Source organism: Photobacterium sp. DA100 (genome assembly GCF_029223585.1).
Taxonomy (GTDB): Bacteria; Pseudomonadota; Gammaproteobacteria; order Enterobacterales; family Vibrionaceae; genus Photobacterium.
Genome location: NZ_CP119423.1, coordinates 181,323 through 197,458 on the forward strand (window position 1 = coordinate 181,323; position 16,136 = coordinate 197,458).

At 57.3% G+C, this 16,136-nt stretch carries 14 protein-coding genes; 5 read left to right on the forward strand and 9 right to left on the reverse strand.

Annotated features, from left to right (window positions below; translation table 11 throughout):
- Window positions 1-33: 33 nt before the first annotated feature.
- From rraA to priA, 7 genes are all read right to left on the reverse strand, one after another.
- Entirely contained in the window at window positions 34-519 is a 486-nt protein-coding gene (rraA, locus tag PTW35_RS00905) for a ribonuclease E activity regulator RraA (protein ID WP_281026172.1), read from the reverse strand.
- Window positions 520-653: 134 nt separating this feature from the next.
- The gene (locus PTW35_RS00910) at window positions 654-1,565 is read right to left on the reverse strand and encodes a 1,4-dihydroxy-2-naphthoate polyprenyltransferase (RefSeq protein WP_281026173.1); all 912 of its coding nucleotides are present in this window, start codon (window positions 1,563-1,565) and stop codon (window positions 654-656) included.
- A 141-nt stretch (window positions 1,566-1,706) separates the two neighbouring features.
- Complete coding sequence (gene hslU / locus PTW35_RS00915; RefSeq protein ID WP_044622350.1) at window positions 1,707-3,038, reverse strand: HslU--HslV peptidase ATPase subunit; 1,332 nt, start codon at window positions 3,036-3,038, stop codon at window positions 1,707-1,709.
- Window positions 3,039-3,047: 9 nt separating this feature from the next.
- On the reverse strand, window positions 3,048-3,575 hold the full coding sequence (gene hslV, locus PTW35_RS00920; RefSeq protein ID WP_281026174.1) for an ATP-dependent protease subunit HslV: 528 nt from the start codon (window positions 3,573-3,575) through the stop codon (window positions 3,048-3,050).
- A 135-nt stretch (window positions 3,576-3,710) separates the two neighbouring features.
- Window positions 3,711-4,319 carry an SPOR domain-containing protein gene (locus PTW35_RS00925; RefSeq protein WP_281026175.1) on the reverse strand — a complete coding sequence of 203 codons (609 nt, stop codon included), beginning with the start codon at window positions 4,317-4,319 and terminating at the stop codon, window positions 3,711-3,713.
- Between the two features lie 157 nt (window positions 4,320-4,476).
- The gene (gene cytR, locus PTW35_RS00930; protein WP_039469068.1) at window positions 4,477-5,481 is read right to left on the reverse strand and encodes a DNA-binding transcriptional regulator CytR; all 1,005 of its coding nucleotides are present in this window, start codon (window positions 5,479-5,481) and stop codon (window positions 4,477-4,479) included.
- Window positions 5,482-5,654: 173 nt separating this feature from the next.
- Complete coding sequence (gene priA / locus PTW35_RS00935; protein WP_281026176.1) at window positions 5,655-7,856, reverse strand: primosomal protein N'; 2,202 nt, start codon at window positions 7,854-7,856, stop codon at window positions 5,655-5,657.
- Window positions 7,857-8,090: 234 nt separating this feature from the next.
- Here priA and rpmE point away from each other — a divergent pair, with 234 nt between their 5' ends.
- Window positions 8,091-8,303, forward strand: coding sequence for a 50S ribosomal protein L31 (gene rpmE / locus PTW35_RS00940; RefSeq protein WP_008988141.1), 213 nt, complete (start codon window positions 8,091-8,093; stop codon window positions 8,301-8,303).
- A gap of 293 nt (window positions 8,304-8,596) precedes the next feature.
- A complete protein-coding gene (locus tag PTW35_RS00945; protein ID WP_281026177.1) occupies window positions 8,597-9,847 on the forward strand; it encodes a malic enzyme-like NAD(P)-binding protein in 1,251 nt (416 codons plus the stop codon).
- Between the two features lie 101 nt (window positions 9,848-9,948).
- Here PTW35_RS00945 and metJ read toward each other — a convergent pair whose 3' ends face one another.
- Complete coding sequence (gene metJ / locus PTW35_RS00950; protein WP_039469057.1) at window positions 9,949-10,266, reverse strand: met regulon transcriptional regulator MetJ; 318 nt, start codon at window positions 10,264-10,266, stop codon at window positions 9,949-9,951.
- 177 nt (window positions 10,267-10,443) lie between these two features.
- On the opposite strand from metJ, the gene PTW35_RS00955 reads away from it, so the two are divergent.
- The 3 genes from PTW35_RS00955 to metF all read left to right on the forward strand — a co-directional run bounded on the left by PTW35_RS00955 (window position 10,444) and on the right by metF (window position 15,244).
- On the forward strand, window positions 10,444-11,610 hold the full coding sequence (locus PTW35_RS00955; protein ID WP_281026178.1) for an O-succinylhomoserine (thiol)-lyase: 1,167 nt from the start codon (window positions 10,444-10,446) through the stop codon (window positions 11,608-11,610).
- On the forward strand, window positions 11,611-14,028 hold the full coding sequence (locus tag PTW35_RS00960; RefSeq protein WP_281026179.1) for a bifunctional aspartate kinase/homoserine dehydrogenase II: 2,418 nt from the start codon (window positions 11,611-11,613) through the stop codon (window positions 14,026-14,028).
- A 325-nt stretch (window positions 14,029-14,353) separates the two neighbouring features.
- The gene (gene metF, locus PTW35_RS00965; RefSeq protein WP_281026180.1) at window positions 14,354-15,244 is read left to right on the forward strand and encodes a methylenetetrahydrofolate reductase; all 891 of its coding nucleotides are present in this window, start codon (window positions 14,354-14,356) and stop codon (window positions 15,242-15,244) included.
- An 82-nt stretch (window positions 15,245-15,326) separates the two neighbouring features.
- On the opposite strand, the gene PTW35_RS00970 is transcribed toward metF, so the two are convergent.
- The gene (locus tag PTW35_RS00970) at window positions 15,327-15,890 is read right to left on the reverse strand and encodes a PadR family transcriptional regulator (RefSeq protein WP_044622356.1); all 564 of its coding nucleotides are present in this window, start codon (window positions 15,888-15,890) and stop codon (window positions 15,327-15,329) included.
- Between the last annotated feature and the right edge of the window lie 246 nt (window positions 15,891-16,136).

The following is a 16,136-nucleotide window of genomic DNA, read 5'->3' on the forward strand; positions in this document are numbered from 1 at the left end:
CTGTTTTTTTATGGTCCTGGTGATGTCCCGTCGCTAGTCGATATCCAGCGGCTCGGGGGATAGGATCACACCGGTATTGTCGGCATAGATATGATCTTCCGGCAGGAAGGTGACCCCACCGAAATTGACGGCGATATCCATTTCGCCGATGCCGTTTTCATCGGCACCGACAGGGATCGAGGCCATGGCTTGAATCCCGATATCCAGCTCGTCGAGATCATCCACGTGGCGGACACAGCCATAAATGATCAACCCTTCCCACTCGTTATCGGCCGCCAGTTGGGCTAGCTCGGCATCCAGCAGAGCCCGGCGCAGCGATCCGCCGCCATCGACCAGCAATACTCGGCCGGCCCCCGGCTCTTGCAGCGCAGTGCGGAGCAGCCCGCAGTCCTCGAAGCATTTGATCGTGGTGATTTGGCCGCCGAAGGAGCTACGACCGCCATAGGAGCTGAACATGGGTTCGACGACGTCAACTTTGTCGAGATAGATATCGCATAACTCGGACGTATTGTATTCCATAAGCGCGTTTCTTCTGTGGCAATTGAAAAGGGTTGGTTGGCCGCTGGCTGGCGCGGCCAAACTTAACTTGTTGAAAGTATAACCAGTTAATAAGCTTTCGCACAAGGAGATATCCTTGCCGCTAGCATGGTTACTTAGGCGGCAGCCAGCACCACCCCCGCGGCGAACAGCAAGTTGGTCAGCAAAGCGCATTTGACCATGGTCGCCATCATCGGGCGCAGGGCCGCACCGTCAGCCGATTGCAGTACCTGTTTGCCGTGCTTGAACAGCAGCGGGGCACTGAGGATAAACAGCCAGCCGAACGGCGAATGCAGCTCCAGCAAGGCAAACAGTGCCAGACACAGCACGCTGCCAACCAGCAAGAAAAGGTGGTATTTGCGGCCCCATTCCGGCCCCATGCGAACGGCCAGAGTCAGTTTTCCGCACTCGCGATCGTTGTCGATATCGCGCAGGTTGTTGATATTGAGCACGCCCACGGCCAGCAGGCCACAGGCCGTTGCCGGCAGCATAATGATCGAATCAATCTGTCCGGCCTGCAGGTAATAGGTTCCTGCGACACCCAGCCAACCGAAGAACATTAATACCGAAAGATCGCCCAAGCCACGGTAGCCGTAGGGCTTATTGCCAACGGTGTAGGCGATTGAGGCGACAATCGCCATCAGGCCGAGCAGCATGAAACCAACCATATCCTGCAGGTTGTTGGTCGCGATGAAGATCAGGCTCAGGCCGCTGATTGCCGTCAGGACAATATTGAGGATCATCGCCTTGCGCATGGCTCCAGGGGTGACCAGGCCAGATTGGATAGCGCGCTGCGGCCCCAATCGCTGGTCGTTATCCGTGCCTTTTACCGCGTCACCGTAGTCATTGGCCAGGTTGGAGAGAATTTGCAATAACAGAGCGGTCAACAGGGCCAGGCCTGCTATGACTGCGGAGAAACTTCCTTGCCATCCTGCTACTGCACTACCACAAACAATTGAGGCGATGGCCAGGGGCAGGGTCTTCGGCCTTGCCGCATCGAGCCAAACTGTGAGAGAAGATGATTTCATAATGTGATTTACCGATAACCGAGTAGGTGCTTATTATGGCGTAACTGTAGCAGGGGGCAACTTTATCGCCACTTTGTTTGTTTGAGAACAAAAAAACGGCACCCGCTGGGGGTGCCGTTTGTTGTCATGCGCCGGGATGGATCACAGGATGAAGCGGCTGAGATCTTCGTCTTCGACCAGCTCGCCCAGACGTGATGTCACGTAGGTATCGTCGATCACAATCTTGTCGCCGGATTTCTCAGAAGCGTCGTAAGACAGCTCTTCCATCAGACGTTCCATCACCGTGTGCAGGCGACGGGCACCGATATTCTCGGTACGTTCGTTCACCTGCCATGCCGCTTCGGCCAGCTTGTTGATCCCGCTCTCGGCAAACTCGATGTCCACCGACTCGGTTGCCATCAGGGCTTTGTACTGCTCGGTCAGAGACGCATTCGGCTCGGTCAGGATGCGCTTGAAGTCGTTGCTGGTCAGGGCTTCCAGCTCTACACGGATCGGCAGACGGCCCTGCAGCTCAGGGATCAGGTCGGATGGCTTGGCCACCTGGAAAGCACCTGAGGCCACGAACAGGATGTGGTCGGTACGCACCATGCCGTGCTTGGTCGATACCGTGCTGCCTTCAACCAGCGGCAGCAGATCACGCTGTACACCTTCGCGCGACACGTCCGGGCCGGAGGTGTCGCCACGCTTACAGATCTTGTCGATTTCATCGAGGAACACAATACCGTTGTTCTCGACCGCGAAGATCGCCTGCTCTTTGAGCTCTTCCTGGTTAACCAGCTTGGCGGCTTCTTCTTCGGTCGCGGCTTTCATCGCGTCCTTGATCTTCATCTTGCGCTTCTTGGTGGTGTTGCCAGCCAGGTTCTGGAACATGCCCTGAAGCTGGTTGGTCATCTCTTCCATGCCTGGAGGCGCCATGATCTCGACACCCATTTGCGGGGCGGCAACATCAATTTCGATTTCCTTGTCATCCAGCTTGCCTTCACGCAGCTTTTTGCGGAATGACTGGCGGGCCGAAGAGTTGTTGTCGGCTTCTTCGTTCTGGCCCCAGGCATCGCGTGCCGGCGGCAGCAGGATATCCAGGATACGGTCTTCGGCCAGTTCTTCGGCGCGGAAGCGCACTTTTTCCATCGCCTGCTGGTGGGTCATCTTCACTGCGACATCCGTCAGATCGCGAATGATGGTTTCGACTTCTTTACCCACGTAGCCTACTTCGGTGAACTTGGTGGCTTCGACCTTGATGAACGGTGCGTTGGCCAGTTTGGCCAGGCGACGGGCGATTTCGGTTTTACCGACACCGGTTGGGCCGATCATCAGAATATTCTTCGGGGTGACTTCGACACGCAGCTCTTCAGGTAGCTGCATGCGGCGCCAGCGGTTACGCAGGGCAATGGCCACTGCACGCTTGGCTTTGTCCTGACCGATAATGTGGCGGTCAAGCTCATGGACGATTTCGCGAGGAGTCATTTCAGACATAGCCCTTCCTTATTTCTCTTCAAGCTCTTCAATGGTGTGGAAGTGGTTGGTGAAGACGCAGATATCACCGGCAATTTTCAGTGATTTCTCGGCGATTTCACGGGCGCTGAGATCGGTATTCTCCAGCAGGGCTGTTGCTGCGGCCTGGGCGAAGTTGCCGCCTGAGCCAATGGCGATCAGGTCGTTTTCAGGCTGAACCACATCACCGTTACCTGTGATGATCAGCGAGCCGGTCTCGTCGGCGACGGCCAGCAGGGCTTCCAGTTTGCGTAGCATACGGTCGGTACGCCAGTCTTTTGCCAGTTCCACTGCGGCTTTTAGCAGGTGGCCTTGGTGCATTTCCAGCTTGCGCTCGAAACGTTCGAATAGGGTGAAGGCGTCCGCTGTACCGCCGGCAAAGCCAGCCAGCACTTTGTTGTTGTATAGACGGCGTACTTTGCGGGCGTTACCTTTCATAACGGTGTTGCCCAGGGACACCTGGCCATCACCAGCGATAACGACTTTACCGTTTCGACGAACAGATACGATAGTTGTCACGGTCTTACCTCTTTTGGTCTGCTCCGGCCAATATGCCGGTCTCGATATATTGCAGATCTGGGGACGGGGGAGAGAAGTTTCAAGGGGGAAAAGAAAAGGATGCCCGAAGGCATCCTTTTTCAAGCTGCAGCGAGGCTACTCCCAGAACCAGATCGCACACGGCTCGATACCGGCCCGGCGCAGCTGGTTGCGATCACTCTCGGCCTTGCGTTTTTGCGGGTATGGACCGAGCACCACCCGGTACCAGTTGCCTTTTTCGCCCTGGCTAACCTTGACTTGGCTGGTCAACCCCTGGAAGGCAATCATCGCCTTGCGCTCTTCGGCCTGGCTCTCGCTGCGGTAGGCGCCGCATTGCATCAAGTACGGGCGGGTAGGGGCCTGCTCTTTCTTGGCTTCAACCTGGACTTCCTTGTTCTCCAGCTCTTCGATGTAACGCCACTTCTCCTCCGGCTTCGGCGGTAGCGGCTTGGTCGCCTTTGGCGTGGTCACCGGCTGCGGTTTGACCGGTTTGGCCGGCTCGGGTTTGGTTGCCGGTGGGCTGGTTGCCGGTGGGCTGGTTTGCGGCTGGGATGGGGGCGCCGGGTTGGCGGACAGGAAATACAGTCCATAGCCCAGGGCTCCGACCAAGCACAGGGCGACTGCGGCCCATTTGAACGGGAAACCATTGCTAGGGGCTTGATTGCGGTTGCCACGGGGTTTCTTGGCGGCGGCTCGGCCGCGTTTGACGTAATCTTTGGTAGCCACGGTGTTGATCAGTATAAGGTGATTAGAATAAACCTATGGTACAAATTTGCGTCAGCTCTGACCAGACCTTGCGATGCATCCTGACTTTCAGGTTGCACCGTAAGGCATGGGTTTTGTGAGCTTGCCCTAAAAAATCTGCCAATATGGCTGGTTAGGGTTAATTGGCCGGTGGCGCGGCACTTTCCCTGATGACCAGTTTGGCATCAAGCAGGCGCGAGCCGGAGGCAATATCTTTGCCCTTGAGGATATCGAGCAGCATCAGCATCGACTGGCGGCCGATCTCATAGCGCGGCTGGGAGACCGTGGTCAGCGGCGGATCGCAGTACTCGGCAAACTGGATGTCATCGAAGCCGACAATCGACAGATCTTGCGGTACGCGGAAGCCCAGGCGCTTGGCTTGCTGCATGGCACCAATGGCCATGACATCGTTGTGGCACAGCAGCGCGGTTGGTGGCTCCGGAAGCGACAGCAGTGCGGTGACGGCCCGGGCACCACCGGCAAAGCTGAAATCACTCTTGACGGTATACGCGGGGTTCAACTCGGCCCCGGCACGGCGCAGCGCCTGCTGGTAACCCTGCGAGCGGAACTGGCACAGGGCAGCACTGTCCGGACCGGCGATTTGGGCGATGTGCTTGTGGCCCATCTGGGTCAGGTAATTGACGGCCTCAAAGGCGGCGGTCAGGTTATCGATATGGACAGTTGGCAGCTCGAGCTCCGGCGCAAACTCACACGCCATCACCATCGGTGGTAGGTTTTTCTGTTCGGGTTTGCTGACATCAAAGGGCAGGTCGGTGCCGAGCAGCAACATTCCGTCAGCTTGCTTGGTGAATACGAGGTTTACGAATGAATTTTCGCGGGTTTTCTGTTGCCCGCTATCGCCTAGCAGGACCAGGTAGCCATGTTCCATTGCCGCTTCTTCGATACCGCGGATGATTTCGGTGAAATAGGGATCACAGATATCGGGTACGATAGTGACGATGGTTTTTGATTCGTTGCGACGTAGATTCCTAGCCAGTGAATTGGGTGAATAGCCAGCATCCATGACAGCCTGCTCGACCTTTTTCCGGGTCGAGGCTGACACTTTTTCCGGGTTCATCAGGGCACGGGAAACCGTGGCCGTCGAGACACCGGCGAGCTGGGCAACATCCTTCATTGTCGCCATAGTTAAGGTTCCTCTCTATTTATTTTTCTCTCTTTTGCCGCTGGGGGATCATGGCCAAAACGGCCGATACCTGAGCCAGCGAGCTTGTTATTGTAGGCTGTCTGCCGGGGATTAAACATGCTTTAAACAGCATAAATTACATCCGATATGTGATGTACGTCGCATTGTTCATTTTAAGTTAAATCTTGCGGTTCGACATCAATTGACCAGCGGATCTTCTTGGCGAGGGGCAGCAAGGCAATCGCCGGCTTGGCTACCGACAGCCATTGCTGCAGCGCCCTGCGGCTCGGTGCTTGCAACAGCAGCTGCCAGCGGTAGCGCCCCGCCCGGCGTGCCAGCGGGGCCGGGTTGGGGCCCATCACCTGGGTATCCTGGCTGGCGACAGGGCTGGTCTCGAAAATCCCCCGAACCTGCTGCAGGAACTGCTCGACCAGCTCGCTCTGGTTGGCCTCGGCCCGAAGCAGGGCGAGGTAGGTAAAGGGCGGCAGCCAGGCCTGCTTGCGCTCGCTCAGGGCCTCGGCGGCAAAGTGGTCATAGCCCTTGTAGAGCAGGGACTGCAGCAGGGCATGTTCCGGGTGGTGGGTCTGCAGGACCACCTCTCCGGGCTTGCTGGCGCGGCCCGCGCGCCCGGCAACCTGGATAAACAGCTGCGCCAGGCGCTCGCTGGCCCGGAAATCGTTGCTGAACAGTGCGCTGTCGACATCAAGCAGGGCAACCAGGGTGACATCGGGGAAATGGTGCCCCTTGGCCAGCATCTGGGTGCCAATCAAGATCTGGTATTCGTTGTTGCGAATCGCCTCGAGGTAGTTCTCGAGGCTGCCCTTGCGCCGGGTGCTGTCGCGGTCGATGCGTACCGTCCTGAAGGTTGGGAACAATGCCTCGAGCTGCTGCTCGAGCTGCTCGGTCCCGACCCCGACCGCGTTGAGCTGGGTCGAGCCACACTGGCCGCAATGGTGCATCATCGGCCGCTGGGTGGCACAGTGGTGGCAGCGCAGCTCGCCGCTCTGCTGGTGGAAGGTGTAGTAGGCATCGCAGCGCTGGCACTCGGCCAGCCAGCCACAGTCATGGCAGATCACCGCCGGGGCGAAACCGCGGCGGTTGAGAAACAGCATTACCTGGTTGCCCGCCTCGAGGTGCTGGCGCATCCGGGCGATCAGCGGGGCGGATAACCCGGCCTCGAGGTACTGCCCCTTGACGTCGAGCACGCCGTGGCGGGCGGCCTGCGCCGAGCCTGCCCGGCGCGACAGGATCAGGTGGTGGTACTTGCCGCTCTTGGCGTTGTGCAGGGTCTCCAGCGCCGGGGTGGCCGAGCCAAGGACAACGGGGATGTTGGCCTGGCTGGCGCGCATCACCGCCAAGTCCCGGGCATGGTAGCGTAGGCTGTCCTGTTGCTTGTAGGAGGCGTCATGCTCCTCGTCGACAATGATAATGCCGAGGTTGGCAAGCGGGGTGAACAGCGCCGAGCGGGTACCGATGATGATCCCGGCCTGGTTATCCCGGCCGGCGAGCCAGGCTGACAGACGCTCGGTGTCGTTGAGTCCGGAGTGGACGGTTTCCAGCGGCACATTGAAGCGGCGGCGGAAGCGGTTGATGGTCTGCGGGGTCAGGCCTATCTCGGGGACCAGGATCAACGCCTGCTTGCCGGCGGCCAGCACCGGCTCCAGCAGGTTGAGGTAGACCTCGGTCTTGCCCGAGCCCGTGACGCCCTCGAGCAGGTAGCAGCCGAAATCCGGGTTGGCGTTGACGCTGGCAATGGCCAGGGCCTGCTCTTCGTTGAGCCGGGGCTTCTCCTCGGTGACGGCAAACTGAGACTGCCAGTGGCGCAGGGCGGGGGTTTGCTCGATGGCTTCGATCCAGCCTTTATCGGCCAGTGCTTTGAGGGTCGTACTGCTGACCTCTTCAGCCAGCAAGGCTTCGTGGCTCAGTGCGCCCTGGCGCAGCATGGTCAGGGCCTGGACCTGGCGCGGGGCGCGTTTGAGGGCGGTCAGCGGCTGGTTGTGGCCGCTCTCGGTCAACTGCCACATCTTCAGGGCCGAGGGGGCGGCCTCGCGGCCCTTGCGCAGCAAAGCGGGCATGGCGTTGGCCAAGCTGTCACCCAGGGGGTATTGGTAATACTGGCTGGCCCAGGTCAGCAGCTTGAACAGGCTGGGCTCCCACAGCGGAGCCGAATCTAGCACGGTGTGGATCGGCTTGAGCTGGTTGATGGCAAAGTCGGAGGTATCGGTCAGTGCCATCACGATCCCGACCAGTTGCTGGCGCCCGAACGGCACTTTGACCCGTCCGCCGACGACAGGCTGCTGGCCGGGCTTGACCAGATAATCAAATTGCTTGTCCAGGGGAACAGGAAGGGCCACTCGGGCAATGTTGGGCGTCATATCTAACCGGCTAAATCCGTATTTACTAAGATAGAGAAGTGTACCTTGCCCGGCGTCAGGCGGCAAAGCGGCGAAAAAAGGCGCATATCGGTTGATCTGGGCTGCGCGATTGATTACTATACGCCGCCTGAATTTGGCGTATTGGCAATGTAGCCGTTACGCTTGTTATTAACGACGTGTGGTGCCCGGCTTTGGATCGGGAGAGCGACACGGCCTTACTTTTGAGGTTATCCCATGAAACAAGGTATTCACCCAGAGTACACTGCAGTAAACGCACGTTGTTCTTGCGGCAACACTTTCGTATTTAACTCTACTATGGGTAAAGACATCAACCTTGATGTATGCGACAAGTGTCACCCATTCTACACTGGTAAGCAGCGTCAGGTTAGCTCTGGTGGTCGTATCGACAAATTCAACAAGCGTTTCGGTGCGCTTTCTAGCAAGTAATTGCCAGATGAATTTCGAAAAAGGGGATGCGCAAGCATCCCTTTTTTTATGCCCGTTTTTTATTCCACGTTTTCCCTGCTTTATACCCAATCTGTATGCTTTGGCCCGCGGCGCTGGTAAGTCGCACTGGGAGTTATCCTCCTGGCCACGATATTCCCCTCTGGTGTTGGACATTCCGCCCGGGAATCATTGGATCGACCAGATGTTAGGTGCTAGGATTTTGAGCTGCCATAGAATATGATCTATGTCTAAATTCCAAAATAAAGTCACCTCCAGTCAGGATTTCGAACACTATGTCTGAAGATTTTCGCCAACAGGCCCTTCATTACCATGCTTACCCAGTACCCGGCAAAATTGCAGTAGAGCTTACCAAGCCTGCCAATACCGTCGAAGATCTCGCCCTTGCCTACAGCCCGGGCGTTGCCGAGCCTGTGCGTGAAATTGCGCAAAACGCGGAAAATGTCTACAAGTACACCGGCAAGGGCAACATGGTTGCGGTGATCACCAACGGCACTGCAATTCTAGGTCTAGGCAACCTTGGCCCATTGGCTTCAAAACCTGTTATGGAAGGCAAGGCGCTGCTGTTCAAGCGTTTTGCGGGTCTGGACTCGATTGATATCGAAGTCAAGCACCGTACGATTGATGAGTTCGTTGATACGGTAGCCAATATTGCCGACACGTTTGGCGGCATTAACCTGGAAGATATCAAGGCGCCTGATTGTTTCGAAATCGAAAAACGCCTGATTGAGCGTTGCCACGTCCCTGTATTCCATGATGACCAGCACGGCACGGCGATTGTGACTGCGGCGGGTATGCTCAATGCGCTGGAGCTCCAGGGCAAGAAGATCAGCGAAGCCGTGATTGTCTGCCTGGGTGCCGGTGCGGCAGCGGTGGCGTGTATGGAGCTGCTTATCAAGTGCGGTGCCCAGCGCGAGAAGATCTACATGCTTGACCGCAAGGGCGTGATCCACACCCGTCGCGACGACATCAACGAGTACAAGCAGCTGTTCGCCAACAACACCGACAAGCGTACCTTGGAAGATGTGATCGAAGGTGCCGACATCTTTGTCGGGGTATCAGGTCCGGATCTGCTGGCACCGGAAGCGCTGAAGCTGATGGCAGACAAACCGGTGGTGTTTGCGTGTTCTAACCCGGATCCGGAAATCAAGCCTGAGCTGGCCCATGCGGTGCGCGATGATCTGATCATGGGTACCGGTCGCTCGGACTACCCGAACCAGGTCAACAATGTTATCTGCTTCCCGTTCATCTTCCGTGGCGCCCTGGACGTTCGCGCCAGCGAGATCAATGACGAGATGAAACTGGCCGCGGTGGATGCCATCCGGGCGCTGGCCAAAGAGCCGGTACCGGCCGAGGTGGTTGCCGCTGCCGGTGCTGACAAGCTGGAGTTCGGCCCGGATTACATCATTCCTAAGCCGATGGATCCTCGCCTGCTGCCACGCGTGGCGAAGGCCGTCGCCCAGGCCGCCGTGGAGTCGGGCGTGGCCCAAATCGAGATGCCTGCCGGCTACATGGAAGCGAAATAATTTTCGCACATTGCACCGTAAACGAAAAAACCAGCCGCAAGGCTGGTTTTTTTATCGTCAAAATACCGTGGCATTATTGACGCAGACGAATGCACATTGGCTTATTCGGTAATGTCTTCGTAGTTGATCCCCATCTCTTCCATCAGGGCCTTGGCTTCGGCCGGAAGGTCGTCAGGACGGTCTTTACGGATGTCGTCATCAGTAGGAAGCGGCTGTCCGGTGTAGGCGTGCAGGAAAGCCTCGCACAGCAGTTCACTGTTGGTAGCATGGCGTAAGTTATTGACCTGGCGGCGGGTACGCTCGTCGGTCAGAATTTTCAGTACCTTCAATGGAATCGAAACTGTAATTTTTTTTACTTGTTCGTTTTTCTTACCATGTTCCGCGTAAGGGCTGATGTATTCGCCATTCCACTCTGCCATTTTTTACCTTCTCAGCGATATAAAAGTGATGAAATATAGTATGCCTGAATTTTAGCGGGATTTACCGCCATAAGCAAAGACATATAGACGTCTAGAAGTGTTGACGTCTTCTGTGTTTGTGGTTATGTTGTTGCATAAAAGTTATTCACCAGGGCCGCCCTGACAAGGAAAGTAATTATGTGTGACAAGAAGCTAGCCACCGTCGCTGTTCGCACCGGCATCGAATCTGACACCCAGTACAATGCTGTGGTACCTCCCCTCTATTTGACCTCGACCTATAGTTTTGCGCAGTTGGGCGAGGTGCCTCAATATGATTACTCCCGCTCTGGCAACCCGACCCGTAACACCTTGGCCGATGCGCTGGCTGAGCTGGAGGGAGGGGCGGGTGCTGTGGTGACCAACTGTGGGACGGCGGCGATCAACCTGCTGGTTTCTGCACTGATCGGGCCGGATGACTTGATTATAGCCCCGCATGACTGCTACGGCGGTACCTACCGCCTGTTCAATACCCGGGCAGCAAAAGGCGATTTTAAGGTCCGCTTTGTGGACCAGACCGATCCGGCTGCCCTGGCCGATGCGCTGGCGTTGCAGCCCAAGTTGATTTGGGTGGAAACCCCGTCAAATCCCCTGCTGCGTATTGTCGATGTGGCTGAGCTTTGTGCTGCAGCCAAACAGGCTGGTGCGCTGGTGGCGGTCGACAACACTTTCCTGTCTCCGATCCTGCAGCAGCCTATCGCCCTTGGGGCTGATTTTGTTGTCCACTCTACCACCAAATACATCAACGGCCATTCGGATGTGGTTGGCGGTGTGCTGATCGCCAAGCAGGACGAGCATGCCGAGGAGATCGCCTGGTGGGCGAACTGTATCGGTGCGACCGGGGCACCGTTCGATGCCTATATGACACTGCGCGGCCTGCGAACACTGGCGCCGAGAATGCGCATGCACGAAGAAAACAGCCGCCAGATCCTGGCTTATCTCCAGCAGCAGCCATTGGTGGGGACGATCTACCATCCGAGCCAGCCGGAGCACCCAGGCCATGCCATTGCTCTCAAGCAGCAGAAGGGCTTCGGGGCGATGCTGAGTTTTGAAATAGCTGGCAGCATGGCGCAGCTTGAAGTGTTTGTGAAAGCGCTAAACTGTTTCTCATTGGCAGAGTCTCTCGGTGGGACCGAAAGCCTGATTTGTCACCCGGCCAGCATGACTCACCGCGCGATGTCAGATGAGGCCCAGGCCGAAGCGGGTTTGAAGCCGTCTTTGCTGCGGCTGTCGGTAGGGCTTGAAGATCCCGCGGACTTGATTGCCGATTTGGAACAGGCCTTCAACAAAGCGGCGGAGGAAGTGTAAATGAGCGTTTCGGTAACACGTCAGCTGCACAAGTTCGGGGGAAGTAGCCTGGCGGATCCGCAGTGCTACCTGCGGGTCGCTGAGATTTTGCGCGAGTATTCGAACGAGAGCGATTTGGTGGTGGTGTCGGCGGCCGGCAAGACCACCAACCGTTTGATTGAGTGGCTTGAGCTGTTGGAGAAAGACGGCCGCCAGGCCCACGAGGCGTTGCAGTCACTGCGCGGGTTCCAGCAGGAGCTGATAGAGTCGCTGCTTGAGGGGGAGGCGGCTGATGCGCTGTTGACCCAGCTGCACCTTGAGCTGGGGGGGCTGTCCGCCCTGGCGGAAAAGCCTTTGACCGAGGCGGAATATGCCAGGGTGCTGGGCCACGGCGAGCAGTGGTCGGCGCGGTTGCTGGCCGCGTTGCTGAACAAGCAGCAGGTGCCGGCTGTCAGCCTCGACTCGCGTTGCTTCCTGCGCGCCGAGCGCGCTGCCCAGCCGGAAGTGGACCGTGCTCAGTCATGGCCGCTGCTCAAGGAGCAGTTGGCCCAGTACAGCCAGCAAAGGGTGGTGATCACCGGTTTTATGGCCCAAAACGGGAGCGGCGAGACAGTGCTGCTCGGTCGCAACGGCTCTGACTATTCGGCCACCGTGATCGGGGCTCTGGCGGATGTCGAGCGGGTCACGATTTGGAGTGACGTCGCCGGTGTCTACAGTGCCGATCCGCGCAAGGTAGCCGATGCCTGCCTGCTGCCGCTGCTGCGCCTTGATGAGGCCAGTGAACTGGCGCGTTTGGCAGCACCGGTATTGCATAGCCGTACCTTGCAGCCGGTGGCGCAGAGTGCTATCGACCTGACTCTTCGTTGTAGCCATCAGCCGGAGCAGGGCTCGACCCGGGTTGAGCGGGTCTTGGCCTCGGGGCGCGGTGCCAAGATCATTACCTCGCTCGATGATGTGTGCCTGATTGAACTGTCGGTGACCCGAGCCCATGACTTTGCACCGATTGCCACCGATATCGAGCGTTTCCTGCAGCGTACCCAACTGCAGCCGCTTGCCAGCAGCGTTGAGCCGGACAAAGGCCGGGTGCAGCTGGCCTATACCGCGGAAGTGGTCAACAGTGTGTTGGCCCAGCTGCAAGATAGCGGCATCGCGGCTGAGCTGCGCTTGCGCGAGGGCTTCTCGCTGGTGGCGGCAGTGGGGGCCGGGGTGGTGAACAATGCGGTGCACTGCTACGGTTTCTACCAGCAGCTCAAAGGTCAGGCATTGGAATTTATCGCCGAGTCGGAATCGGGCCTGAGTCTGGTCGCGGTACTGCGCAAGGCCGATACCGACAGCCTGATTCAGGGGATCCACCAGAGTTTGTTCCAGGCCCAGAAGCGGATTGGCCTGGTGCTGTGTGGCAAGGGCAATATCGGCAGCCGCTGGCTCGAGCTGTTCGGGGCCGAGAAGGCGACGCTGGAAAAGCGCCACGGGATGAGCTTTACCCTGATTGGCGTGGTCGACAGCCGCCGCCACTGGATTGACTTTGAGGGCATTGATGCCGGCCGAGCCCAGCATGCCTTTGATGATGAATCGGTGGAATATGAAGGCAGTGAGTGGCTGTCGGTGCTGGCCAGCCACACCTATGACGATGTGATCGTGCTGGATGTGACCGCCAGCAGCGAACTGGCTGCGCGTTATCCGCAGGTGGCCGAAGCGGGGCTGCATCTGATTTCGGCCAACAAGGTGGCAGGCTCTGCCTCAGGTGATGCCTACCATCAGGTCATTGATGCGTTCGCCAAGAGCAGCCGGTTCTGGCTCTACAATGCGACCGTGGGGGCCGGCCTGCCGGTCAACCATACGGTGCGTGACCTGCGCGAGAGCGGCGATGAAATCATTGCCTTGTCGGGCATCTTCTCCGGAACCTTGTCGTGGTTGTTCCAGCAGTATGATGGCTCGGTGCCTTTCTCGCAGCTGGTCGAGCAGGCCTGGCAGCAGGGGCTGACCGAGCCGGATCCGCGCCATGACCTGGACGGCAGCGATGTGATGCGCAAGCTGGTGATCTTGGCTCGAGAATCCGGTCTGTCATTGGAGCCTGAGCAGGTCAGGGTGGAAACCTTGGTGCCTGAGTCGCTGGCCGCTCTTGGGGTCGATGACTTTTTCGAACAGTCCGTAGAGTTGGATGAGCTGCTCTATGAGCGGCTGGGCAAGGCCCAGAAAGAGGAGAAAGTCCTGCGCTATATTGCCCGGCTTGATCGCCACGGCAAGGCGGCGGTGGGGATAGAGGCGCTGCCGCGCGAGCATGCCCTGGCTAACTTGCTGCCTTGCGATAATATCTTTGCGATTGAAAGCCGCTGGTACCGCGATAATCCGTTGGTGATCCGTGGACCGGGGGCGGGCCGTGATGTGACGGCCGGGGCGCTGCTGTCGGATATCAACCGCCTGGCGTCGATGTTGTAATCAGGCTGCCAACTGCCGCCTCTCGTCAGTGAAATTCACTGGCTAAAAGAAGGCGATCCAGTGCAATGGTCTGGGTGGTTGAGATTGCCCAGCTCAAGTGTCCATGACTATCGTTAATGACCGACAAGCCCGCTGTTTGCGGGCTTTTTAGTGGCCGGGCAATGTTGAAGATCCTGCAATTTGAAGTTGAGAAATATTCATGATCATCGTGTTGACATTAAATTGGTTACAAGACATCCTGTAGACATATAGACGTCTAAACGGTTATTTGGATGACGTCAGTTTTAGGGAGCGGCCGCGCGCCAACAAGAGTAAGGAATGGATTATGGGGTATTCATACGCAAGCCACTTGGATTCACTGAACCAGAATATTGCTGACATTGACGGCAACATCAATGTGTCGTTCGAATTCTTTCCGCCAAGCAGCGAGCAGATGGAGCAGACGCTGTGGAATTCCATTCACCGCCTGAAAACGCTGCAACCTAAGTTCGTCTCGGTGACTTACGGGGCTAACTCGGGTGAGCGTGACCGTACCCACTCGATTATCAAAGACATCAAGGAGCAGACCGGCTTGGTGGCGGCACCGCACTTGACCTGTATCGATGCGACCCGCGATGAACTGCGCAGCATTGCACGCGACTACTGGAACAACGGTATCCGCGATATCGTTGCCCTGCGCGGCGATTTGCCGGCCCAGGGGGGAAAGCCGGATATGTATGCGGCGGACTTGGTTGAGCTGCTGCGCTCGGAAGCCGACTTCGATATCTCGGTGGCAGCGTACCCGGAAGTGCATCCTGAAGCCAAGAGTGCCCAGGCCGACCTGATCAACCTCAAGCGCAAGGTAGATGCCGGTGCCTGCCGTGCCATCACCCAGTTCTTCTTTGACGTTGAAAGCTACCTGCGCTTCCGTGACCGCTGCGTGGCGGCGGGGATCGATGTTGAAATCGTACCGGGGATCCTGCCGGTTTCCAACATGAAGCAGGCCAAGCGCTTTGCCAACGCCAATAACGTCAAGATCCCGGGCTGGCTGGAGAAGCAGTACGAAGGGCTGGATGACGATTTGCTCAGCCGCCAGATGGTAGGGGCCAGCAATGCGATCGATATGGTGCGGGTACTGAGCCGCGAAGGGGTGAAGGACTTCCACTTCTATACCCTTAACCGCGCCGAACTGACCTATGCCATCTGCCATACGCTGGGGGTGCGTGCCAAGGCCTGATGCGAGAAGGCCGGCACCAAGTGATAAATAAAAGAAAAGCCGCTCGGAGCGGCTTTTTTATGTTCTTCGCTGAAGTTAAAACTTACAGGGCAACAGGGCTGCCAGCGGAGTCCATGTCTTTCAGCTCAGCCAGTACTTCTTCGGCCCAGTCAATCCATGCCTGGCGGTTGTGGATCGCTCGGCGAAGGGTTAGACGGTCAAGACGGGATTGGCGATCGAGGTTCTTGTGGTCAGCAAAATGGATTTTCTCCATTTCGTTGTAATGGTTGATTAGTGTGTGTGACTCTTCGATCAGGCCTTCAAGCTGCTGCTGCATCGGCTCTGAATTGTGGACACCGCACACGACCAGCTTGGCAGAAAATTCATCGCGGATGGTTGGGTTTCGGGCTGGCTCTTGGAACCACTCAAACAGTGCCTGACGGCCCAGATCGGTAATGGAATAGACTTTGCGATCGGGTTTGCCTTCTTGCGGCTCCAGTTTGCAGGTTACCTGGTCATTGCCGGCCATCTTGTTCAGCTCGCGGTATACTTGCTGGTGGCTGGCTTTCCAGAAGTAGCCAATACTGTGGGAAAACTCTTTGGTGATATCGTAACCGGTGGCATCTCGGTTACTCAACACAGTCAAAATAACGTGTGGTAGTGACATCTCTTCTATCCGTTAAAATACTACAAAAAAATAACTCAATCGGCATGGCCTGAGACGGCCGCAACGTACCCATCGCTCATTGGCGTTTTTATAATCGTGCTGTTGCAGTGCCTGATCAAGATCACGTAGCATACACATCAATGAGCTAATTTTCGACATCAGAGCGTGATATCGACGAAAACTGGTGCAACCAATTGCCCGTCTTGTGATGCTGGTCTATATATTGCCTGTTATTTGCTATTCATT